The 22,768-nt window shown below is 60.0% G+C and carries 17 protein-coding genes; 6 read left to right on the forward strand and 11 right to left on the reverse strand.

Annotation, left to right across the window (positions count from 1 at the left end; all coding sequences use genetic code 11):
- Positions 1-326 precede the first annotated feature (326 nt).
- The 3 genes from ACJO3M_RS10890 (at position 327) to ACJO3M_RS10900 (ending at position 3,593) form a co-directional block, all read left to right on the forward strand.
- Positions 327-1,391, forward strand: coding sequence for an AraC family transcriptional regulator (locus tag ACJO3M_RS10890; RefSeq protein ID WP_407001418.1), 1,065 nt, complete (start codon positions 327-329; stop codon positions 1,389-1,391).
- Between the two features lie 2 nt (positions 1,392-1,393).
- Positions 1,394-2,824, forward strand: coding sequence for a cardiolipin synthase (gene cls / locus ACJO3M_RS10895; RefSeq protein ID WP_407001393.1), 1,431 nt, complete (start codon positions 1,394-1,396; stop codon positions 2,822-2,824).
- Positions 2,825-2,912: 88 nt separating this feature from the next.
- Complete coding sequence (locus tag ACJO3M_RS10900) at positions 2,913-3,593, forward strand: GntR family transcriptional regulator (protein ID WP_407001394.1); 681 nt, start codon at positions 2,913-2,915, stop codon at positions 3,591-3,593.
- Positions 3,594-3,606: 13 nt separating this feature from the next.
- On the opposite strand, the gene ACJO3M_RS10905 is transcribed toward ACJO3M_RS10900, so the two are convergent.
- Positions 3,607-5,760 (reverse strand): patatin-like phospholipase family protein, encoded by a 2,154-nt coding sequence (locus ACJO3M_RS10905; protein ID WP_407001419.1) that lies wholly within the window; start codon positions 5,758-5,760, stop codon positions 3,607-3,609.
- A 68-nt stretch (positions 5,761-5,828) separates the two neighbouring features.
- The gene (locus ACJO3M_RS10910) at positions 5,829-6,431 is read right to left on the reverse strand and encodes a hypothetical protein (RefSeq protein ID WP_407001395.1); all 603 of its coding nucleotides are present in this window, start codon (positions 6,429-6,431) and stop codon (positions 5,829-5,831) included.
- Positions 6,432-6,648: 217 nt separating this feature from the next.
- Here ACJO3M_RS10910 and ACJO3M_RS10915 point away from each other — a divergent pair, with 217 nt between their 5' ends.
- Positions 6,649-7,011 carry a hypothetical protein gene (locus ACJO3M_RS10915; RefSeq protein ID WP_407001396.1) on the forward strand — a complete coding sequence of 121 codons (363 nt, stop codon included), beginning with the start codon at positions 6,649-6,651 and terminating at the stop codon, positions 7,009-7,011.
- 25 nt (positions 7,012-7,036) lie between these two features.
- On the opposite strand, the gene ACJO3M_RS10920 is transcribed toward ACJO3M_RS10915, so the two are convergent.
- Positions 7,037-9,823 (reverse strand): transporter substrate-binding domain-containing protein, encoded by a 2,787-nt coding sequence (locus ACJO3M_RS10920; protein WP_407001397.1) that lies wholly within the window; start codon positions 9,821-9,823, stop codon positions 7,037-7,039.
- Positions 9,824-9,927: 104 nt separating this feature from the next.
- On the opposite strand from ACJO3M_RS10920, the gene ACJO3M_RS10925 reads away from it, so the two are divergent.
- Positions 9,928-10,161, forward strand: coding sequence for a DUF2789 domain-containing protein (locus ACJO3M_RS10925; RefSeq protein ID WP_406985447.1), 234 nt, complete (start codon positions 9,928-9,930; stop codon positions 10,159-10,161).
- Here ACJO3M_RS10925 and ACJO3M_RS10930 read toward each other — a convergent pair.
- The 7 genes from ACJO3M_RS10930 to ACJO3M_RS10960 all read right to left on the reverse strand — a co-directional run bounded on the left by ACJO3M_RS10930 (position 10,127) and on the right by ACJO3M_RS10960 (position 18,739).
- Positions 10,127-11,614, reverse strand: coding sequence for a diguanylate cyclase (locus ACJO3M_RS10930; RefSeq protein ID WP_407001398.1), 1,488 nt, complete (start codon positions 11,612-11,614; stop codon positions 10,127-10,129). The genes ACJO3M_RS10925 and ACJO3M_RS10930 overlap by 35 nt on opposite strands.
- 53 nt (positions 11,615-11,667) lie before the next feature.
- On the reverse strand, positions 11,668-12,621 hold the full coding sequence (xerC, locus tag ACJO3M_RS10935; protein WP_407001399.1) for a tyrosine recombinase XerC: 954 nt from the start codon (positions 12,619-12,621) through the stop codon (positions 11,668-11,670).
- A 2-nt stretch (positions 12,622-12,623) separates the two neighbouring features.
- Entirely contained in the window at positions 12,624-13,370 is a 747-nt protein-coding gene (locus tag ACJO3M_RS10940) for a DUF484 family protein (RefSeq protein ID WP_407001400.1), read from the reverse strand.
- 16 nt (positions 13,371-13,386) lie between these two features.
- Positions 13,387-14,301, reverse strand: a complete 915-nt coding sequence (gene dapF, locus ACJO3M_RS10945) for a diaminopimelate epimerase (RefSeq protein ID WP_407001420.1) — start codon at positions 14,299-14,301, stop codon at positions 13,387-13,389.
- A gap of 26 nt (positions 14,302-14,327) precedes the next feature.
- Positions 14,328-15,578, reverse strand: a complete 1,251-nt coding sequence (gene lysA, locus ACJO3M_RS10950; RefSeq protein WP_407001401.1) for a diaminopimelate decarboxylase — start codon at positions 15,576-15,578, stop codon at positions 14,328-14,330.
- A gap of 24 nt (positions 15,579-15,602) precedes the next feature.
- Complete coding sequence (lptM, locus tag ACJO3M_RS10955) at positions 15,603-15,779, reverse strand: LPS translocon maturation chaperone LptM (protein WP_407001402.1); 177 nt, start codon at positions 15,777-15,779, stop codon at positions 15,603-15,605.
- A gap of 101 nt (positions 15,780-15,880) precedes the next feature.
- Positions 15,881-18,739, reverse strand: a complete 2,859-nt coding sequence (locus ACJO3M_RS10960; protein ID WP_407001403.1) for a class I adenylate cyclase — start codon at positions 18,737-18,739, stop codon at positions 15,881-15,883.
- A gap of 133 nt (positions 18,740-18,872) precedes the next feature.
- Here ACJO3M_RS10960 and ACJO3M_RS10965 point away from each other — a divergent pair, with 133 nt between their 5' ends.
- Positions 18,873-21,317 carry an EAL domain-containing protein gene (locus ACJO3M_RS10965; protein ID WP_407001404.1) on the forward strand — a complete coding sequence of 815 codons (2,445 nt, stop codon included), beginning with the start codon at positions 18,873-18,875 and terminating at the stop codon, positions 21,315-21,317.
- A 24-nt stretch (positions 21,318-21,341) separates the two neighbouring features.
- Here ACJO3M_RS10965 and argH read toward each other — a convergent pair whose 3' ends face one another.
- Complete coding sequence (argH, locus tag ACJO3M_RS10970) at positions 21,342-22,748, reverse strand: argininosuccinate lyase (protein ID WP_407001405.1); 1,407 nt, start codon at positions 22,746-22,748, stop codon at positions 21,342-21,344.
- Between the last annotated feature and the right edge of the window lie 20 nt (positions 22,749-22,768).

Raw genomic sequence — 22,768 nt, forward strand, 5'->3', positions numbered from 1 at the left:
CGGCAACGCCTCCGGGTTTCTGCAGGCATAAAAAAGCCGGGGAGTTCCCCGGCTGAAAGGTCAATAGCGTACGGTTTGCCTGATCAGCAATAGAAGATGCTGTTCAGGTATTCGGCGAGCGCCTCGCAGTTCCGGCGTTCACGTTCTGTATGGGGCACGAAAATTTCGCGTTCCATAGTACACACCTCCTCGATAATCGCTGTTCCATTGCTCCAACCTGATGACTTAATGCTATCGTTGTTGGTATGACAAACCGTTGACAGGCTGTCCCATCCGTTTGACATTTTGTATCAGCGGACATGAAAACCTGTTAACAACAGGAATGGATCACAGTGAACGCAGTTCCGGCTGAAACAACCACGGCACCTCTGGTGGCCGCCTCCAGTACCTTGGCGCTGGTGCACTATCTCGACTGCCGGGGAGTGCAGAACCGGCCGCATATCGAACACATCCTTGGCATGCCTCTGGAGGCCCTGGCTGACCCCGATCTGCGCGTTCCCGCCGATGCGCATTACCAACTCTGGCAACATGCCGAACAGGTAACGGGCGATCCCGCCGTCGGTCTCCATGCCGGGCAGGTGGTGGACCCGGAACGCATGGGGCTGGTCGGCCATGTCTTTTTCAACTGCGATACCCTGGGGGAAGCCGTTACCCAATACGTGCGCCTGCACCGGCTGATTAACGAATCCGTTACCCTCAGCCTGGAGCAGACCGGTGATCAGGCTATACTTACCTGGCAGCCGGACAGCCCCGGCCACTACTGTCGCCAGGATATGGATCGCACCCTGGCAGCAGCGCTGTGCCGCACCCGTCATTTCATTCACCCCGGCATCCGCGCGGACTGGGCCGAGATAGCTCACCCCAGGCCGAGTTATGCCGACGAATACGAGCAATTGCTGGGGGGCACCGTCGTGTTCAACAGCACCAGCACACGTCTGGCCTTCAACAGCCGGCACCTCAGCCATCCGATCCCCCACCGCAATCCCTATGTGTATTCCGCGGTGTTGCGACAGGTGAATTCCCTGCTGGCACGCCTGCAGACCCGCCGCACCTTTGGCCGCAAGGTGCGCCGCCTGATCTCGCGCCAGATGTCCACCGACAGGATCGACGCCGATACTCTGGCACGGCAGTGCCATATGAGCCGGCAGACGCTCTACCGCAGACTGAAAAAAGAGGGGGTGAGCTTTCATGATCTGGTGGAACAGGTGCGCAAGGACAAGGCCCTCAGGTACGTCGCGGCTGACCAGTATGCCCTGGGGGAGATCGCCTTCCTGCTCGGCTTCTCGGAACTCAGTGCGTTCAGCCGCGCCTTCAAGCGCTGGACCGGCATGGCTCCGGCGCAATACCGTGCCCGCCACCTGGCCGCTGAGTCCGGCCAGGCACAGGAATAACGATGCCTGAAACCACCCTGATCGCGATTGCTGTCGGCCTGCTCTATCTGGCGGCGCTGTCCTGCGTTTACCGGATACTGCTGACTTACCGCACCGCCCAGGGCGCCATTGCCTGGATCATTGCTCTTATCGGCCTGCCTTACCTCGCCGTGCCCCTGTTCCTGCTGTTCGGGCGCAACCGCTTTGGCGGTTATGTCCGTGCCCGGCGCATGGGCGACGCCGCGCTGACCAATTTACTCAACCACTTCGAGCAACAAACCACCACCCTGTCGCACCCGGGCAACGAACATTTCGGCGATGAATTTCAGGTGCTGTGCAAGCTGGGGCGACAGCCGTTCACCAGCAATAATCACTGCACCCTGCTGAAAGATGGCGAAGCCACGTTCGATTCGGTTTTCGATGCCATGGAAAACGCCCGCCATTACATCCTGCTGGAGTTCTACATCGTTCGCTCCGACAAAGTCGGTCAACGCATCAAGTCGATCCTGAAACGCAAGCTCGCGGAGGGTGTGCAGGTGTGGTTCCTGTACGACGATATCGGCAGCGTCTGGCTGCCCCGCACTTACCTGAAAGAGCTGGCCCACGCCGGCGCGCGGGTGGCGTCTTTCGGGGATGGCAATATCCGCCGACGGCGTTTCCAGATCAATTTCCGCAACCATCGCAAATTGCTGCTTTGCGATGGCAACATCGGTTTTGTCGGCGGCATCAACCTGGGGGATGAATACCTCGGCATTGCCATGGATCAGGAGCCCTGGCGCGACACCCATTGCCACATTGCCGGACCTGCGGTTATCGGGCTGCAGCTGGCATGGTTGGAGGACTGGAACTGGGCCAGTAACGAATTCCCGGACCTTAACTGGCAACCGGCGCTGCCGCCTTCCGGCGACCATGAGGTGCTGATACTGCCGACCGGCCCCGCCGACACCTACGAAACCTGTACACTGTTTTTCCTCAACTGCATCAACAACGCCCGCACCCGCATCTGGATCGCGTCGCCCTACTTCGTGCCGGATTTCCAGATCATGAATGCCCTGCAGCTGGCCGCCCTGCGGGGTGTCGATGTGCGCATTATCATTCCGGAGAAATCAGACAGCTGGCTGATCAAGGTTGCCGCCTATTCCTACCTTGTCCAGGCCTGCCAGGCGGGTGTCGGCATCTATCGTTACCAGCCGGGGTTCATGCACCAGAAAGTCATTCTGGTGGACAACCGTTATGCCGCCGTGGGTACCGCCAATCTCGATAATCGCTCAATGCGCCTGAACTTCGAAATCACCGCCATCACCACCTCCAGCGAGTTTGTTTCGGAGGTGACCACCATGCTGGAAGAGGATCTGAAAAACTCACGGCGGATGACCGAGCGCGACTATCAGGATCGCTCAATCGCCTTCCGCCTGGGCTGCCGCGCCGTGCGATTGCTGGCACCGCTGCTCTGAGGGGTTTGGGCGCAAGCGTTTTCCCGGCGGATAGAATGTGAGAGTATTCAGGGAACCCGAGCCCGGCAAGCAGTAACGAAGCAGGATCATGACCACATTCAAGCCCCGAGAAACCCTCACCGAACAGGTTGCCCGCCATATTGAGAACCTGATTGCCTTTGGCCAGCTGCGCTCCGGCGAGCGCATTTACGAGAACTCCATGGCCAAACAGATGGACGTCAGTCACGGGTCCATCCGCGAAGGGTTACTGCTGCTGGAAAAACGCCACTTGGTCCGCAACGTTCCCCGCAAGGGCGCGTTTGTCACGGATCTGGATGAGTATTTTGTTCGCAGCCTGTATGAAACCCTGGAACTCTACCTGACCCACACCGGTCGCAAACTCGCCCGCCAGTGGCAACCGGCCGACATGGACAAGCTGGAATCCCTGTACGATCAGATGCAGGCGTGTTTCCAGCGCAATGACCTGATGCGGTTCCTGGAACTGGGCATTGAATACACCAAGGCATCCCTCGCCTACGCGGATAACTATTTCATCATTTCCGCCATTGAGGATCTCTGGCCATCCGCCAAACGCTGCGCATTCGTAGCCTTCCAGAATGGTGGCAACAAGGTGCTGGAGGATAATCTGGCCCACATGGACGAATCCATCCGCGCCATCAAAGACCGGGACGAAGACCGGTTGGCCAGGATCCTCCAGCACTTTGCCGAACAGCAGTGTCGCCAGGTACTGGAGGCGCTGAACAACAACCAGGCTCGTCGCGGAGCCTGACAGGAACAAAGACTCAATAAAATAACTGGGTGAACGAAAACCCGATGTTCAGATAAGCAGTCCAGTCATCTTCGTTGTTGTAGGCGGTGGCAAGCTGAACCGGCCCCAGGAAGGTATCGACGCCGGCAAACACGCTCCAGGACCTGACCGTGTTGTTCCAACTGGCATCGTCGAACGACTCCCAGGCGTTACCAGTCTCGAAACCCATTCCGGCAAACCAGGGTAAAAAGGGGCCGCCAAACTCCTGGCTGGCAAACAGCGACGCCATGGCCGCGTTTTCACCAGTAATTTCACCCGGCGCATAGGCCGACAACCGACGAAACCCGCCAAGCCGGACGGTATTTTCGATACCGGGCTCCCCGCGGGTGACAGCATGCGCATACAGCAGTCCGGTCATGGTGAACCCCCGCCAACTGCCAGTGCCCAGCCCCATGCCAGTGACGGAGTCAAAATGCCGGTCCGACCCCAGATCGTCCCGCTCCATTCGCCCCCGGATACCGGCGAAGCCTCCCGACTGGGGGTAGAAGATATCGTTCAGGGAATCGTGCACCAGCTGCAGGCTGAAACTGCCCTGGTGTATGGACCCGGACGGCGCCACCGGCGTACCGACCTGTTCGTCCACGGTGGCGTAACCACGGGTATAACCCAAACGCACATCGCCATTTCCACCGAGCTCCATGCCCAGCGCCAGGTCAAACTGGCGAAAGGTTACGTCCACTTCGGCAATGCGGTCGCCGTCATCCCCAAACACACTGAAGGTGTCGCGGGTATATTCCGCGCCGGCAATCAGAAACCGTTCATAGCCGTAATCCAGGGGCTGGAACCATTCCGTGCGCACGTAGGGTTCGGTTCCCAGCTGTAAACCGGTCTGCCACTCGCCACCAAGGGCGTTAAGCTCGGTCATGCGCAGGGCGGAGCCGACGTTAAAGCGGGTTTCCCCGTCGAAGTTGTCCTCGTAGTTCAGTCCAAACGCAAGGTAGTTGGGCCCCCAGGATTTTCCCTGCACGCGGATGGTGAGCACGGTACCTTCATCGGATGGAGACAATGAATAGGAGGCGGTCTCGTAGTAACCGAGGCCATAAATCCGTTTCAGGTCATCCTCCAGGGCCTCCACGTCCAAGGGTTCGCCGGTTTCCTGGCGGATTCTGGAACGCAGGAACTCCCCGGCCAAACGGGAATCCTGATCCACTTCAATACGGACAATGTCACCCGGGGAGAAACCACTGGCATTCATCGTTTCCCGGATGTCCGCCCAACGTTCCCGCGAAACACTCAGATGGCGCAACTCGCCGGCGTGAGAACGGGTGCTGGTCGCCCCCAATTCAAACAATATTGGCGCATCGTAAAAGTCGGAAGAGCTTCGCCCCTCCAGGTCCGGACGGATCAGAATATCCTGCTCCTGCAACCGTTCCAGCTGATAATCCGTGTTCATCCGCGTCATCATGGTGGTCAACTGACCGACAACCGAGAACGCTTCCTGTAGATCCTCCGCTTTCAGCAAAGGGTCGGTGATATCCACCGCAATCACGATGTCCGCCCCCATCTCGCGGGCCACTGTCACCGGCAGGTTGTTGGCAACCCCGCCGTCCACCAGCAGGCGACCGTCCCACCTCACCGGCGCATACACCCCAGGAATACTCATGCTGGCGCGAATGGCCTCAGACAGGTTGCCATTGCCGATGACAACCTGCTCCCCGGTTTCCAGATCGGTGGCCACCGCCCGGAAAGGGATTGCCAACTGGTCAAAGTCCTCCACCAGCGCCGCATTGCGGGTCAGTTCGTTGAGAATAAAACCAAGGTTCTGACCTGCGATGATACCGCCGCCTACATGAAGGCCATCCAGCCGCACACCAAGACCGGGAACCACGGGAAAACGCCAGTCTTCCTGTTTTCGGCGCACGGGCTTGTAGGCCCGGCCCGGGTCATCCCGAAAGCTGGAGACCCAGTCCAGATCGATAAAACGCTGCTCGATCTCATTCACCGGCATGCCACTGGCATAAAGCGCCCCCACTGCGGAGCCTGCACTGGTGCCCACCACCAGGTCCACCGGAATCCGCATCTCCTCGAGCACCCGCAGGACACCGACATGGGCCATCCCCTTGGCGCCACCGCCGCTGAGCACCAACCCGACCGTGGGGCGCCCCTCAACCGGATCCGCCGTCACCATGGGGACAAAGGAGACAACACAGACAAGCAGGAGGATTATGATCCTTGGCAAGGGAGGGGTCCTGTTATTTACTGGTTCTTGGTGGTTTCGTCATCGGCCAACGACAGGTGAGACACATCGGGCACCATCGGCGGAGGCAGATCACGTTCGACGCCCAGGTCCGTACCGGCGGGGGCCAGAGTCCACTCGTCCAGATGCTGGAACATCGGGGCTTCCACTTCCTGATGCTCGGCCAGATTAACACCCACCGGATCCAGGGAGAGCCCCGATCCCGCCAGGATGGTATCCACTTTTTCGCCCGCAACCGAAAGCCGGTCACCGGGCTCAACCGGAGGCAGGCCTTCACCAGAACTGGCCGGCTGGTCTTGCGGAACCGACCGTGCAGGTGCAGGTTCTGATGCCGGAGCCGGTTCCGGGGATGGTGCCTCGGGGCGCGTTGGTTCCGTTCCGGGCATTGTCTGTACGTAGGCGACCATTCCATGCTTTGCCAGTACAGCGCGATACTTCTCCGCCTGCTCCGCTTCCAGTTTGTTGCGGATCACCACCGGCTGGCCGCTGAACATACGCTCTATCTGCTCTACACTGGCCTTGAACAGCGTCCGCGCATTATTGCGGGCGGTGGTGGCATCAATTCCCGGTGCGCATTCACCCTTGAAGACGAGCTGGAACATGAGTCTGCCTCTTGCTGAATCGGTTTATTATCATGATAGTTGATCGGTCATGCCCGCGAAAACCTGCGGCCTCCCGCACACTTTTTGATCTAACTGAAAACAATTGAAAAATCACTGTCCCATTGCACGCAAACTGCGTCAGACTCTGCGATAATCACTGTAACCCAATGTTACATTAAGTTACTCAGTGACCGGACCAGCACTACGGAGTGCATCCATGAACAGAGCTCTCAGCGCCGCCACCTTTATCCTGCTGTCCATCCTGGCAAGCCGTCCTGCCCTGGCGGAGAACCTGGACGTACTCATGAGCAACGTCTTTAGCAATGAACAGCCGACCTATATTGGCTACGAAAGTGTGGAGCGCGAGGACATCCCGGTCACCACGACTGTCGACCGCAAATACCTGATTGTGGATTTTCGGTTTCATTCCACGCCGGCAGAAGAGCAATTACAGGCCAGCGTCCACAAGGTCTGCATGACGTTGCTGAAAAACCGGGAATTGATCCGTTCGCTGTCCGACTCCGGATACGACATGGTCGCCGTTGCCTTTGACCGCCGGTCGCAGTTTGACTGCCTGTAATCAGGCACGCCTGACCGGACACAACCTACTGGTCCCGGCCAAGCAGGCGGGGAAAAGCGTCCAGGGCGTTGTTCACGGCGTCAAGATTGAACGCTTCCACATCGGCCAGCAACTTCTCGCCATAACGGGTCACGGAGGGTGAGCGGAAACGCTCCCCCCAGGCGAGAACCCGCTTTGCGAAATCCCGCATCTGTTCCGGATCGCCGCTTTCCCGCACGGTTTCCCACTCATCACCAAAATCCCGGGCCAGTTGTTCACGCAGCCAGCCGCGCTCCTGCATGCTCAGGGTCTGGGCCAGCAGACGTTCGGCCTCTTCCGGCTCGCCTTCGTCCTCGGCCTGCTCCACCGTGGCTTCTACCCGTGGAAGGGTGACGGTAAAAGTCGAGCCCTGCTCCGGCTCGCTTTCCACGGTGAGCTCTCCCCCCATCATCCGCGCCAGCTTCCGGCTGATCGCCAGGCCCAGACCGGTACCGCCATAGCGACGACTGTTCTGCCCCTCCTGTTGCTCGAACGCATCAAAGATCCGCTCCAACTGGTCATCCTGAATACCGATCCCGGTATCCCTGACCGTTACCTCCAGCCGATAGAGTTTCCTGCCGTCGTCTCCCGACTCCGCCTCCTGCCTGGAAACCGGCGTTGCGGTGGCTCGTACCGTCACTCCGCCTTCATGGGTGAACTTGATGGCATTGCCAACCAGATTGAACAGCACCTGACGCAGCCGGGTTTCATCCAGCATCATCGCCGCCGGCATTTTCGAGTCGACGCTGACTTCCAGGGTAATGCCCTGCTCCCGCGCCCGCAGATCGAAAATATGCCGGACGTCGCCCAGCAGCCGGCGCACTGAGACAGCGGAGTAATCGAGTCGCATTTTTCCCGCTTCGATCCTGGACAGGTCGAGAATGTCGTTGATCAGCATCAGCAGGCTGCGGCTACCAGCCCGGATGGCGTCCAGATAATTACGCTGCTGCGGATCCGTTACGCTGTCGCTCAGCAAATCGCTGTAGCCAATGACGGCATTCATCGGCGTACGGATTTCATGGGACATATTGGCGAGGAATTCGCTCTTGGTGAGGCTGGCCGCCTCCGCTTCCCGCGCCAGCCGCTCCGCCTCCAGCTTGGCCGCCCGCAACTCATCCTCGCTGCGGCGAAGCGCATTCTCCGAGCGTATCCGCTCATCCACCTCACGGGAGAGTTTGCGGTTCCAGTAGAGGAATATCAGCACCACCACCAGGGCAATACCCACGACCCGCCGTACCACGGTGTAGTCGGTTTCCTGCTCAATATCCAGGTGTATCCAGCGGTTATAGATGGATTCGGTTTCAGCGGCATCGAGGCTGCCCAGCGCCTTGTTGAGAATACGCTGTAACTCCGGGCGATCCTTGCTGACAGCCAGGCTCAGTTCGTATTGGTAGGGGGTGATACTGGTGATGCGCAGGTTCGACAGTCCCAGCCTCGCCACGGTATAGCTGACCGCGGGTATGTGGGTGACCATGACATCCAGATCGCCATTGGAGAGCGATAACAGCCCTTCCTCCACGCTGTTTACCGGGTATAGGTCGAGGTCCGGGTGGTTGATCAACAGATAGTCGTGGGCGGAGTGACGGTTCACAACGCCCACCCTCTCGGTACGAAGCTCCCTCAGGTCGCCGATGAACCGCCCATCGTCACGGATCACCAGGGCAATCGGCACGGTCAGGTAGGTGCGGGTGAACAGAAAATCATCGCTGCGCCTGGGCGTTCGATTGAAGGCCGGCAGGATATCCACCTCTCCCTGCTGCAGCTGCTCTTCCGCCTCCATGATGTCCAATGTCTCCTGGCGATGGAACCGGACATTCAACTGGCTTTCCAGGCGGGTCACGAGGTCCGGCACCAGGCCAGCCGGATTACCATCCTGAGTGAACTCGAACGGCGGCCAGTCGGTGCGAAACGCCACCCGCAGATTGGGGTGTCGCTTGAGCCAATCCTGCTCGTTGCTGGAGAGAGTGATGCTGTTCTCGTCCACGGTGGGCAAATCGGTCTGCAGCCAGGATTGCCGTATGGCGCGATGCTCATTATGACTGATCGCTTCAACCGCCCGGTTCAGCACCCGCAACAACTGGTCATCTTCCGTGTCGACTTCGATCACGACATCGACAGCCTTCTGGTCCAGCAGCAGGGCGAGGCCAATGCCGTTTATCATCGCGGACTGCAGGTAATCCGACACCACAGGAAGCGGACCGAGAAACGCATCCGCCTGCCCCGAAAGCACCATGCTGATCGCCTCGCTGATGCTGGCAACAGGTACCGGCGTGAAGCTTTCCACCGGGTCCAGAAGCAGGTACTGGCTGGTATCCCCGGCAATCAGTGCTACCCGGCTGCCTTCCAGATCCGACAGTTTACGGATGCCCGCATCCCCGGCACTGACAAACAGGCCGTAGGTAAGACTCATCAGCGGCTCAGTGATGGAGCGCCCCTCCGGACCAGGCTGCCGCGGACTGCGAGCTACCAGCCTGGCATCCAGTTCGCCGGAATCAAGTTGTGCTGCCAGGGAAGAGGGACTGCCGGAGACCGGGGTTATCGCCACACCCAGTTTGTCTGACAGGCGGTCCAGGTAATCAATGTAGATACCGGCCAGAACGCCGTCTCCGGTATCAAAAGCCAGGGGGATCTGGCCACCAGACAGCCCGATATGGAAGTTTTCCTGCCCGGATAACCATTCCAGGTCCTGTGCGCCCAGAACGGGAGCTGGTGATGATTGCGGCGGATCAGCCAGCACGGGGCCGGTGCCCCCAATGCACAACAAAAACAACAAACCCTGCAAGACGGCCTTCACTGGATATCCTCAACAGTTCCGCTAAAGTTTAAGGAGCCTCTGAACAATACCTGCAAATCTCCCTGATTTCATTCACGCACAAGCATTGCAAGGAGAGGAAAGCAATGGACACCAGCAAACACACGTTCAGCACACTGTTTCAACAACTTGGACTGGCCTCTGACAACGCCAGTATCGAGGACTTTATCTCCAGGTATTCTCCGCTGCCGACGGAAATTGCACTGCAGGATGCACCGTTCTGGTCGGAGAGCCAGGCCCAGTTTCTGGAGGAAGGACTGGAAGACGATTCTGACTGGGCCGAAATCATTGACGAGCTTGACGCCCAGATGCGGCACTGACCCCCTCAGCATCAACCGCAAGGCGGACCCGGTTTCTGCCTGCATCCTTGGCGGCATACAGTGCCTTGTCCGCACGATCAAACAAGGTATCTTCAGTATCACCGTCCTCAAGCGTGGCGATGCCGGCCGAGAAAGTAATGGTGACGGGTTCGCCCCGGAAATGAAACGGCAGGGCCGCAACGTTTTCCCGCAGTGCATCGAGCACGCTCCTGGCGTCTTCCGCTGACGTTTCAGGTAGCAGCAATACAAACTCCTCGCCCCCGAAGCGGGAAATAAAATCCGTGGCTCTTAGCCGGGTCTGAAACTCCCGCGCCACCATCTGAAGGACCCGGTCGCCAGCCTTATGGCCGTATGAATCGTTCACCCGCTTGAACAGATCGATATCCAGCACCGCGATCGTTACCGGGTGACGGTACCGTTGCCAGCGGCTGTATTCGAAAGCCAGTCGCTCCTGCCAGGCCTCGCGGTTGGGCAATTGTGTCAACAGATCGGTAAGCGCCCTGGCACGCTCTTCCCGAATCCGCTCTTTCATCTGCTCGGAATTGGCTTCCACGGCTGCCAACTTCTCTTGCATCACTTCCAGTTGCCACGAGTAATCCTTCTCCCGCTCTGATTCCTGCGCCCTGAAACGCCGGACCGCACCCCCGATTGTTTCCAGGTGTCGGGTCACGGAGAGTTTCAATTCCTTTAGCCCACCGCCAGCCTCAATCTCACGGCCAAAGGTTTCCAGCTCCTGCCGGATTTCGCGATCCAACTGACGGGAAGCGTCCAGACGCCCCACTTGAGCGCTCGACTGGTCCTGGAAATGTTGGCGCAGAGAGCCCAACCTATCATCAAGTCTTTTGAGAAAAACCTCAAACTCTCTCTGGCTGCGGGTAATGGCGGCAATAACGAGGTCAGCAACACTGTTCAACCCCTCCCGCAAGACATCCCAATTGTTACTTTCCAACAAGGATTTCTGTAGTTGACGGGCCCGGGCTTCCGCTGCCGGCTCAAGGGTCACCTGGGATAACATCTGGCCCAACAACTGCCCGACCCGGCGCGCAATGCGCAGTCGCTGGGTATCGTTGCTTCCCAGGTCATTCTCATCGCCGACGGTCGCGGTCGTGGGAGATTCTGCCTCAGGCGGGGCATCAACAGCCTTCCCGGATGGCGATGAACGACCATTTCCTGACCCGGCTTTCGGTGAGGGATCATCCAGAAGAGCCACCTGGCGATCAATCTGGTCCTGAAGCACACGCCATTTTTCGGTATCAACAGTGCCTTTGCGAAGATCCTTGCGAACCCGGATCAGCAAGCTGTCCAGTTCGGATTTCTGACCTTCCGAGGCGAGACAGGTACGCACCAGCATGCGCTCAAGGGATTTCCTTTCGGCTCGCCACTGCTGTTCCCGTTGTTCTGATGATTCAAGTTCCCGGAGGTACTTATCCTTCCAGGATTGATCCGATGCCATTGGGCTCTCCTGATGGTAAGCGTCAGAACCGCTCAAGGTACTGCGTGAATTGTCTAGCGATCATCCCTGTCTCGCCGCCCATCACGGCGGCGGGCCCGCGGGTGACTCTGGTCGTAGACGCGAGCCAGATGCTGGAAGTCAAGATGAGTATAGACCTGAGTGGTCGATATGTCCGCATGCCCCAGCAATTCCTGAACTGCCCGCAGGTCACCACTGGATTCCAGCAGGTGACTGGCAAATGAATGGCGAAGCATGTGCGGATTCAGCCGCTGATCCGCGCCCTTGATCACCCCCCACCGGCTCAGCCGGGACTGGATACTGCGATTGCTCAGGCGTCCGCCCCGCTGACTGACAAACAGGGCCTGCTCGGATTCCCCCGCCAGCCCGGCACGGACCGCCAACCAGGCGTCCAGGGCCCGCAGGGCCTTGCTACCCACGGGTAGCACACGCTCCTTGCTGCCTTTACCCAGTACCCGGATTTCTCCGCCACGACGATCGACCGAATCAAGGTCAAGCCCCGCCAGTTCCGACAACCGCAGTCCCGAGGAATACATCAACTCGAACATGCACAGGTCACGGACTTCCAGGGGATCGTCGGGATTGGCATCCAGCAGGTGATTCAGCTGATCCACATCAGCCACTTTCGGCAACCGGCGGCCAGACTTGGGAGCACGGATATCCAGCGCCGGATTGTCCCGGACCTTCTTTTCCCGAAGCAGGTACTGGTAACACCGACGAATAGCGGAAAGATGCCTGGCAATGCTGCGCCCTTCCAGTCCTTCCCGGCTGAGCCACGCCACATAGCGGCGCAGATCGTGACTGGTGACAGCCGCCCAGTCATCGATCTGGCGCGATGACAGCCAGCCGCCAAATCGCTGCAGGTCTCGCTGGTAACTGTCACACGTCCGGGGAGAATGCCGCTTTTCCGAGGACAGATGGCGAAGGAAATCCGCAAGGGGCCCGGACAGGGATTCCGGTAGTTCCACCCGTTCCCCTGAAGCCGTCACGGTCAGCGCGACTCCGCAACCACGCCGGTCAGGGGGGCGGCATTGGTATGACGCTGCACCATTGGGGGCAACAGGCGGCTCAGAGTATCGCTGATGTAAGTCAGGAACAGTGATCCCATGCTCTGGTCAAAGTAACCCGGCTCACAGCTGCCAACCGCGAAAACACCCAGCAATTCGTCATGACGCAACGGCACCAGGGCCACAGAGGCGATGGCCTCCTCCCGGTCCGGAAACAGGAAATTGCGCTCGGATTCGCGGAACTGGCCACACACCGCCCGCTCTCCGTCCAGCAGGCTGCCGAGACGCTCCTTGGCCTGGGCAGGCGGCACCACATGCAGAGCGCCTTGCGACGCCAGCGGAAGTTCGGAATCGGTGAACAGGATCACAGAAGCGGCATCCAGCCCGAAATCACCGCGAATACTGTCATCAATGGCGGACGCCATGTCGTTGAGGTTGCGGGCCTCGACCACCTGCATCAACAGCCGCTTGCTCTTTTCAAACAGGCGGTCGTTGTGCCGTGCAATAGACACCAGTTCCACCAGTTCCCGCCGCAACGTATCCCGCTGCTCGCGGAACAGATGCACCTGGCGCTCCACCAGAGAAATGGCACGACCACTGTCGTGGGGCAGGGTCAGGCTGCGCAGAAGCTCATCCTGGTCCACAAAAAAATCGGGGTTGGCGCGCAGGTAATCCGCGACCTGTTCCCGGGTGAGCCCGCCGGCCTTCTGCTGGGCCGTTTGTTCTGTCATGCTGCTCTCCTGATCGTCAGGACCTTGGTTTTGCCGGTCGACTACCTTTGCGACGCCGCCCGGAGTTATCGCCGGGCAGACGAATCTGGCCTTCAAACACACTGGCCGCAGGGCCTTCCATCATAACAGGGGTCCCCTCCCCCTGCCATTCAATGATCAGCCGGCCACCGCGCAATTCGATTTCCACCCGGGAATCCAGCAATCCCCGCAAGCAGCCTGCAACCACCGCCGCACAGGCACCGCTACCACAGGCCAGGGTTTCCCCGGACCCACGTTCGAATACCCGTAACCGCGCATGGCTGCGGTCAACAACCTGCAGAAAGCCGATATTGGCGCGGGCGGGAAAGCGCGGGTGATTCTCAAGCTTTGGCCCCAGGGAGTCCACGGGAGCGCTGTCCACATCGTCCACCAACAGTACGCCGTGGGGGTTGCCCATGGACACGGCACTGAGTTCGACGGTCCGGCCATCCACCTCGACCGTGTAGACCTCTTTGCGGCGATCGGCGGCGAACGGAATCGCCGGCGGGTTCAGCTCGGGAACGCCCATATTCACCATTACCTGGCCATCACGACCCACCCTCAGTTCAATCACGCCCTTGGCGGTCTGAACCCGGATCACCCGTTTGTTGGTCAGGCGCTGGTCACGGACAAAACGGGCAAAACAGCGGGCGCCGTTGCCACACTGTTCCACTTCCGAACCGTCACTGTTGAATATCCGGTAGCGAAAATCCACATCCGGCAGGCCGGGTGGTTCGACCACCAGCAACTGATCGAATCCAATACCGAAATTACGGTCCGCCAGCTCCCGGATCATTTCAGGGCGCAGGCGGAACGGCTGGCTGATGGCATCCACCACCATGAAGTCATTACCCAGACCGTGCATCTTGGTAAATCGCATCGATGGCCCCTGCCCCCGGCGCTGAGCGCCCATATCGTCCCGCTTGCCCATAGCTGCGTTCATCCCGGTAAACAGCTTTCAGGACCGAGCTGGTCTTCCAAAGTTTCACGGCGACGAACCACGTGCACCTGGTCGCCGTCCACCATGATTTCCGGCGGACGGTTACGGCTGTTGTAATTGGAGCTCATAACAAAACCATAGGCACCGGCGGACCGCACCGCCAGCAGGTCACCGGCCTGCAGGCGCAGCATGCGATCCTTGCCGAGGAAGTCTCCAGTCTCACAGACCGGACCGACCAGGTCCCAGGCTTTTTCTTCGCCATCCTGACGCGGCACGGCCGGAATGATGGCCTGCCAGGCACTGTAGAGGGCGGGACGAATCAGATCGTTCATCGCCGCGTCAATAATGGCGAAATTGCGGTGCTCGGTACACTTCAGGAATTCCACCCGCGTCAACATGATGCCGGCATTGGCGGCAATCGAGCGCCCCGGTTCCAGCACCAGTTCAAGCTCCCGTTCGCCCAGGCGTTCGGCCAGCGCCTTGACGTAGTCCGAGGGCTGCGGTGGTTGTTCACGATCGTAACTGACGCCCAGGCCACCGCCCATATCGAGATGGCGAATGGTGATGCCCTGCTCCGCCAGTGCATCGATCAGCGAAAGCACCCGGTCGAGCGCATCGAGGAACGGCGACACGGTGGTCAGTTGGGAGCCGATGTGACAGTCCACACCGATGACCTCCAGATTCGGCATGGCCGCGGCCCGGGCATAGACCTCCGGCGCCTCCGTGATATCAATGCCGAACTTGTTTTCCTTCAGGCCCGTGGAAATGTAGGGGTGGGTGCCTGCATCCACGTCCGGGTTCACCCGCAGGGACACCGGCGCACGCTTGCCCAGTTCACCGGCCACCGCATTGAGGCGGTCCAGCTCGGTGTCGGATTCCACGTTGAAGCAGCGCACCCCGGCTTCCAGCGCCCGCTTCATTTCCCATTCCTGCTTGCCAACGCCGGAAAACACCACCCTGGCGGGGTCACCGCCGGCGCGGACGACCCGCTCCAGCTCACCGGCCGAGACAATATCAAAACCGGCGCCCAGGCGTGTCAGTACATTCAGCACCGCCAGGTTGCTGTTGGCCTTGACCGCGTAACACACCAGATGCGGACGGCCCTTGAGGGCATCGTCATAGGCGCGGTAATGGCGCTCCAGCGTGGCGCGGGAATACACGTATGCCGGAGTCCCGAAGCGCTCTGCAATCTCGCTCACCGGTACGTCTTCGGCGAACAGTTCGCCGTTGCGATAATTAAAATGGTCCATGATGATCCTGATTCTGTTGGCGGGTCAGCGATCAGACGAGTCGTCATCCTGGCGGCTGCCCGGGTCGCTGTTCCGGCTTTCCGCGACGGCCTCGGCCGCCGTTTCGTCCGGCACTTCCCGGTACAACGGTCCTTTCTGGCCGCAGCCGGCCATCACACTGACCAGCACCAGCCCAACGCTCACTGTTTTCCATGCCTGCATGGACGTTGCCCCTGTTTCCGATATGGGCGAAGTATACCTGACTCAGCCACTGGCGGGCGAGCCAGTGTCCCGTCCGGTGAACGAATTAACCAGACGGGACGCTAGACCTTTAAATGGCGGTTAAGGGAGGCTTCAAGAGATGCCCGGTAGTACAGGTACTGCGTGGTCTGGATATCCTGCTGGTACACCTGCGGATCCAGGTCGTGAGGCAGGTGGACATCGGTCAGATAGACCGGGTAGGTCTCACCCGCCTGACGCAGGGAGCGGATGTAGTGGGCAACGGCGGGAATCAGCTGGTCTCCGTACTCCTGCACGGTGAACTCCTGGTCACCACAAAAAATGTCAAAGCGCAGGTGACTGTCCCCTTCCTGCACACCAACGGCCTGCACATCAAGCCCCGGCAGGGTCACGCTGGTGTCCTCGTCAAACCGCCGTTCCGCTTTCCATTGCCCGTCCCGGCGGACCAGCTCGTAGCATTGTATACCCGCAATGCCCACGGGGCTGTCCAGCTGCCGCAGCTGGCGGCGCTCGACGAGATTGTCCAGGAATCGCAACAGCGGAACCAACAGGTAGCGACGATTACTGTAGCTCTGCCCCCAAGTGAAGACCGAACCCAGCTCATCCACCACCCATAGCGTCGCACGATGGCCGGCGACCCTGAAGAAAACCTGGATATTCGCCGGCTCACTGGTCTGACACACGGCACGCAGGGGCTGGTCATCCTGCATAGCTCCGCGATCAAACACCACCGGCAGGTATCGTTCCTGCGGCCGGGCCAGTTGCTCCATGAGCGCTTCGGAGCTGTCCAGAGCCACGAAACCGGGCTCAGTGCCGTTGAACTGCAACAGGAAGTAACGCCGATCCATTTCAATCACGTACCGCAACGGGTGGGGCCCGACGCCGCCGGCAAAGAAGTGGCGCAGAACATCGGTAAAGAGTTCCTGAACCCGGCGCGCAATGGCCGCCCCGTGCCCACGGTTATAGCTGTGGACCTGAATGTCTGGCAGGCTCGCCGGCGCTGACGCCACCGATGCCAGTACGTTCTTGAGGCACTGGATCAGGGTATCGCCGGCCGCATAATGCTGGAGACTGACTTCATGCCAGCTGTTCAGCGTCACCTGGTCAATAGTGGCCACCAGATTGTCCCGGCCACCGCTGAAGCCCAGGGAATCGTGGCGGGCGCTGAGTTTGTGCAACCCCCGATCCGTCAGGTGGGCCTGGGGATCCACCCCGACATTGACCAGGAGCAGGTTGCGCAGAGGTTTAACCCCCAGGGACAAGGCCTCCCGACTCGCCGGGGCCACCGGAAACGGAATAAATGCCGACAGGGCGTCCAGCATCTCCCGCAGCTCCGCCACCGAGGCGGTACTTGAGCCTGAACGTACATTCAGGCGGGTTGTCCGCGTCAGCAGGCCATTGCAGTAACACCACACCATCAGTTCAGTGAGGTTGCCACTGCGGCGAATCACTGGTTGCCAGAAGGCATCGGATGGGTCTTCCAGATCCCGGTACAGCAGCCAGCCGTCCTGGCCGGGCACCCCGCCCTGCTCGGACTGGTGATGAAACGCCAGGTTTTCCTCGGTCAGCGACGGCGCCAGCCCCGGGTTGATCTGTTCGATTTTTCCGGCCTTGCGCTGAAAGGCGGCGTAGAGTTTCCGCCCAAGCAGGTTCATGTCGTTACTGCTGATGGCCGCCTGCGCCCCATGGTCCCGGGCCAGTCGCGACAGCAGGCGATAACTGTGGGTCAGCTCGGAGACAATGGTTCGGCGTAACCTCATCACCTCTTCGGCACGCCACTGCTGACGATTATCCAGGTCTTTTAACGCTGCCAGGGACCAACCCCAGTCATCCACCAGTTGCCGGAGCAAACGCACCCGCCAGTTCTCGGCGCCCATGTCGGTACGGGACAGGGGCAGGCCGGCTTTGAGGTAAAGGCTGCGACGTACCAGTTCCAGTCGCTGGGGAGCCTCCCGGGATAACAGCCATTGCTCCAGCCGCTGGTACAGCAATACGTAGGGATCCAGGCGATCGGCATCGGTTTCGCCGTCATACACGGCAGCCTTGAATACCCGGGATAACAGGGGCTCACCACTGCCCCGGGCGTAACATTCGATCAGCAACAGCTTCAGAATGGACTTCCAGGGTGCATCCATACCCTTGTACAACTGCCAGACCCCCGCCCCCAGGAACTCTTCCTGCGGGATGGATGGCGCGGGACCGAAGTCTATGTACTCGCTTCCCTTGATGAAGCGGCAGTCGATCAATTGCCGCGCACAGCTGTCGTAATTGTCCTCTTCACTGGCAGGAATCAGCCACCACAACGGATAGCAGCCACCGAGGTGGATACTGGTGCGGTAGAACTCATCCAGTAGCAGATAATGCTGGGCACTGCCGCAGTTCTCGCCCGCCACCTCGGCCCGTTGGCGGCCGGCCCGCCAATCCGCCGCGGAAAACACGAACACGTGCAGTTCCACACCAAGCGTGGCGGCCCAGCCGGTGAGCCTGTCTGCCTTGCGTTCCAGGCAGCGTATGCCGGATTCGGACAGGTCCGGGCGATGGCACAGCCAGACGTCGAGATCACTGGCCACTGAGTGCCCGAGGGTGCCCGGGCTCCCCATCAGGAACAAGGCATCCAGGTCCGGATTTCTTTTGCCCTCGTCTTTCAGGGAAAAAGCGCGAGCCAGGCGTCGGGCGGCGCTGAGCGTGGCCTCGGAGGGCTGATAATGACTGAGCCCATAGGGGCAATCCCGGTCCAGGTAGCCCGGCAGTGACGGGTGATTGAGGTGAAATACCAGCGGCAGAACATCCAGCACCACCTGCTGCCGGTATGTCAGCGCTGAATGAGCCCGCTCCCAGCGTTGCTGGTTGACGGCAATGAAACGATCCCGCAGCCGGCGCAGTGTTTTCCGGTCAATCCCCTCATTGAAATCCAGGGCAATGGGTGTGTTATGGATGGTCAAGGTGGCTCCGCGGGAGAGGTTCTTTCCGGTGTCATTATCAGTATGATGAACGCATCGTGGCAAAACCGGCAAAAAAATAAAAGCGGGAAAGACTGTACACTCCCGCCGAGAAACTGGCTGAGGCTCACCCGTCGTGAAAGAATTCTTTATCCGTCGTTATAGTTCAGATAACCCTCTGGCAGCGGACCGTCGCACTCTGGTTCGCATTGATGATGAGGGATTTGTGACGTCCGCGGATCACCATGCCGAAGCCGTTCTTGGCTACGACGCCGGCGAACTTGAGGGGCAGCCGGTACACCGGATCCTGGCAGCGCGCCAGGACGACCCGTTTGCTCCGGCTAACCGACACCGGATGGAGGGCGGCGAGCCGGTGTTGATCACCTTCCGCCACAAGGACGGCTTTTTCTTCACGGCAAGCCTCACCCTCCGCGTGAATATGCGGGATTCCGATAAGGCCGCCAGCGCTTACATCACGCTTCGCGACAGCTCCCCTGTCGATCATCAACTGACGCGCCTGGCGGAGGGTTCCGCCGGGTTTGGCATCTGGGAACTGAACATCCACACTAATGAGCTGACGTGGACTGAAGGGCTCTACACCCTGCTGCAGCTTCGACCCGGCACTGATATCACGCCCGAGCAGGCCCTGTTCTATTGCCAGACCGGCCAGGGGCGTGTGCGCGCGTTGTTCCGGCGCTGTGTACGCAGTGGCGAGCCGTTTTCCATCAGCCTTGATGTTCTGACCGCAAAACAACAGCATCGGCGCGTGGAACTGACGGGCAAAGCCATGAAGGAAAATGGTCGCATCCACAGGATCGGCGGCGCCCTGGTGGACCATACCAGAGCATTTGGCCTGGAACAGGCCCGCCGGCACTCCGGACAATTGCTGATGGCGACAGCCAATGCCACCAACGATCTTGTCGCGGCAGTTGATCGGCGGCTCAACCTTCTTTACTTCAATCAGGCTTTCAGCCGCCAGTTCGCCCATACGTTTGGCCATTTACCCCATCCTGGCGGGCACCTGCCGGATTTGCTGCGGGATTTCCCCAATGAACGGCGACTGATTGAACGCTTGTGGAACCGGGCCCTGGAGCGGGACAGTTTCGTCGTGGAAATGCCGCTGGCGCAGCAAAACCGTGATCTTCCTGTTTACGAGTTCCATTATCAGCGGGTGACCAATGATCTCGGCGAAGTCACCGGCGCTGTACACGTCGGCAAGGATATCAGCGCCCGGGTCAACAACGCCTCCAGCAACGAGTACCGCATCCGCCATGATCCGGTCACCGGCCTGATGAACCGCAAAGCCTTTATCCATCGACTGAAGCGGGTCATTGAACCACCCCGTCGACGGGACACCACCGACGGCCTGCTGTACCTCGACCTGGACAATTTCGACCGTATCAATGATCTGGCGGGCAGCGGTACCTGCGACCGCTACCTGCGGGAACTTGCCAGCAACCTTGGTGTGAAGGTGCGCCAGCGTGACGCCCTGTCGCGGCTGTCAGGGGACACCTTTGCCCTGCTGATCGAGAACTGCCCGGAGGCCCAGGCCCGCAGGATCGCCGACAACATCCTCGAACTGATTGGCAGTTTCGTGTTCGACTGGCAGGACCGTCAGTTACAGACCACCGCCAGCGGCGGCCTGTTAATCCTGAATGACGACGCCCCGACGGACCCCGAACAGTTGCTGCATCAGGCCGCGGACCTTTGTCATACCGCCAAGACTTCTGGTCGCAACCGTATTCACGCCGCCCACGCCATATCCGAGGGCCCTGACGAGGGAGCCGCCGGCAAGCTGGTCGAACAGATTCGCAGCGCCCTCGATAACGGTCACCTGATCCTTGAATACCAGGCCCTGCGCCCGGTGGCCAGCGTGACCTGGGGCGACCATATCGAGATCCTGTCGCGAATTCCCGGACAAACGCAGGAGCAACCGTCACTGCAGCCCGGTGAGTTCCTGCCGGTGGCCGAACGATTTGACCTCGCCAAGCAACTGGACCGCCAGGTGATCCGCCAGACGTTCCAGTGGCTGGACAGCCAGCGATTGCTGGAGCCACGGCTGAAATACTGTGGATTCAACCTGTCGCTGGCGAGCGTGCTGGATGACACCTTTGCCGACTTCATGGAGTCGATGCTGGCCAAATCGCCCTACACCGCTGAGTGTTTCTGCCTGGAGATACGCGAATCCCACGCCACCCAGTATCCGGATGAGGTCGCCGTGCAATGTGACGCCCTGCACCGGATCGGCTGCCGGGTGGCACTGGACGGCGCGGGCGCATCGGTGGAGAGCTACAGCCTGGCGGCCAGGCTGCCAGTGGATATCATCAAGCTGGATCGCAAGATGATGCAGAACCTGCACGATGATCCGGTGCAGCAAGTGATGGTCGAGGCCTTGCACAAGATTGCCGAAGCCTCAGGCAAGACCACCGTCGCCACGTTTATTGAAAACGACGACACGCTACGCAAGGTGCGCACACTGGGCATTCACTTCGGCCAGGGGTTCCGGCTGTGCCGGCCCCGCCCCCTGCAGGATCTTAAACCGGCCGCCGTGGATCTGAGTACCGGACGAATCGGCGGCTAATCCGCCGACTCATCCGATGCCGGATTAAAGTTGTTTGCGGGCCCTCGCCACGGCCGCACGGACCTGATCCGGCGCGGTCCCACCAAGGTGATCCCGGGCCTGCACTGAACCTTCCAGGGTCAGCACGTCAAACACATCCTCGCCGATAACGTCGGAGAAACGGGCCAGCTCATCGAGGGGCATATCCGACAGGTCGCGGTTTTCGGCGACACCGAAGGCGACGGCCTTGCCGACAATCTCGTGGGCATCACGGAACGCCACGCCTTTCTTGACCAGATAATCCGCCAGATCGGTGGCCGTGGAGAATCCACGCTTGGCCGCTACCCGCATGTTATCGGCTTTGGCCTGAATGGCCGGGATCATGTCGGCGTAGGCCTTGAGGCATCCCTTGATGGTATCAACCGTATCGAACAGCGGTTCCTTGTCTTCCTGATTGTCCTTGTTGTAGGCCAGCGGCTGGCTCTTCATCAGGGTCAGCAGGCTGATCAGGTGACCGTTGACCCGCCCGGTTTTACCCCGGACCAGTTCCGGCACGTCCGGATTCTTCTTCTGGGGCATGATGGAAGAACCGGTGCAGAAGCGGTCCGGCAGGTCGATGAAGTCAAACTGGGCGGAGGTCCACAGCACCAGCTCCTCGCTGAAACGGGACAGGTGAGTCATCAGCAGCGCCGCGAAACTGCAGAATTCAATGGCAAAATCCCGGTCACTGACCGAATCCAGGGAATTTTCGGTGGGGCGGTCAAAGCCCAGCAAACGCGCGGTCATGGCACGATCGATCGGATACGTGGTGCCGGCCAGCGCGGCCGCGCCCAGCGGCATGACATTGACCCGCTTGCGGCAGTCCTGCAGACGTTCGCCGTCACGCACCAGCATTTCGTACCAGGCCAGCAGGTGGTGACCGAAGGTCACTGGCTGAGCGGTTTGCAGGTGGGTGAAACCGGGCATGATGGTGTCGGCCTCGCGCTCAGCCAGATCCAACAGGCCGGTCTTCAGCCGGGTGAGTTCCTCGGCGATCACGTCGATCTCGTCCCGCAGGTACAGGCGGATATCGGTGGCGACCTGGTCGTTGCGGCTGCGGCCAGTGTGGAGTTTCTTGCCGGTGATGCCGATACGGTCGGTCAGGCGCGCCTCGATGTTCATGTGCACATCTTCCAGGCTGACGGACCATTCGAAGGTGCCGGCCTCGATATCGGCCTTGACGCCCTTCAATCCCTCGATGATGCTGTCCCGCTCTTCCGCGGTCAGCACACCCACTTCCGCCAGCATGGTGGCATGGGCAATGGAACCGGTGATGTCGTGATGGTAAAGGCGCTGATCGAAACCGACGGACGCGGTGAAGCGTTCTACAAAGGCGTCGGTCGGCTCACTGAAGCGACCGCCCCAGGGTTTTTCGGAGCTTGTGCTCTGGTCAGACTTTTTCTGATCCGTCATGGTCTATCTTTCCTGCTGAC

Origin of the sequence: Marinobacter alkalisoli (assembly GCF_045449795.1) — a bacterium.
Classification (GTDB): Bacteria; Pseudomonadota; Gammaproteobacteria; order Pseudomonadales; family Oleiphilaceae; genus Marinobacter.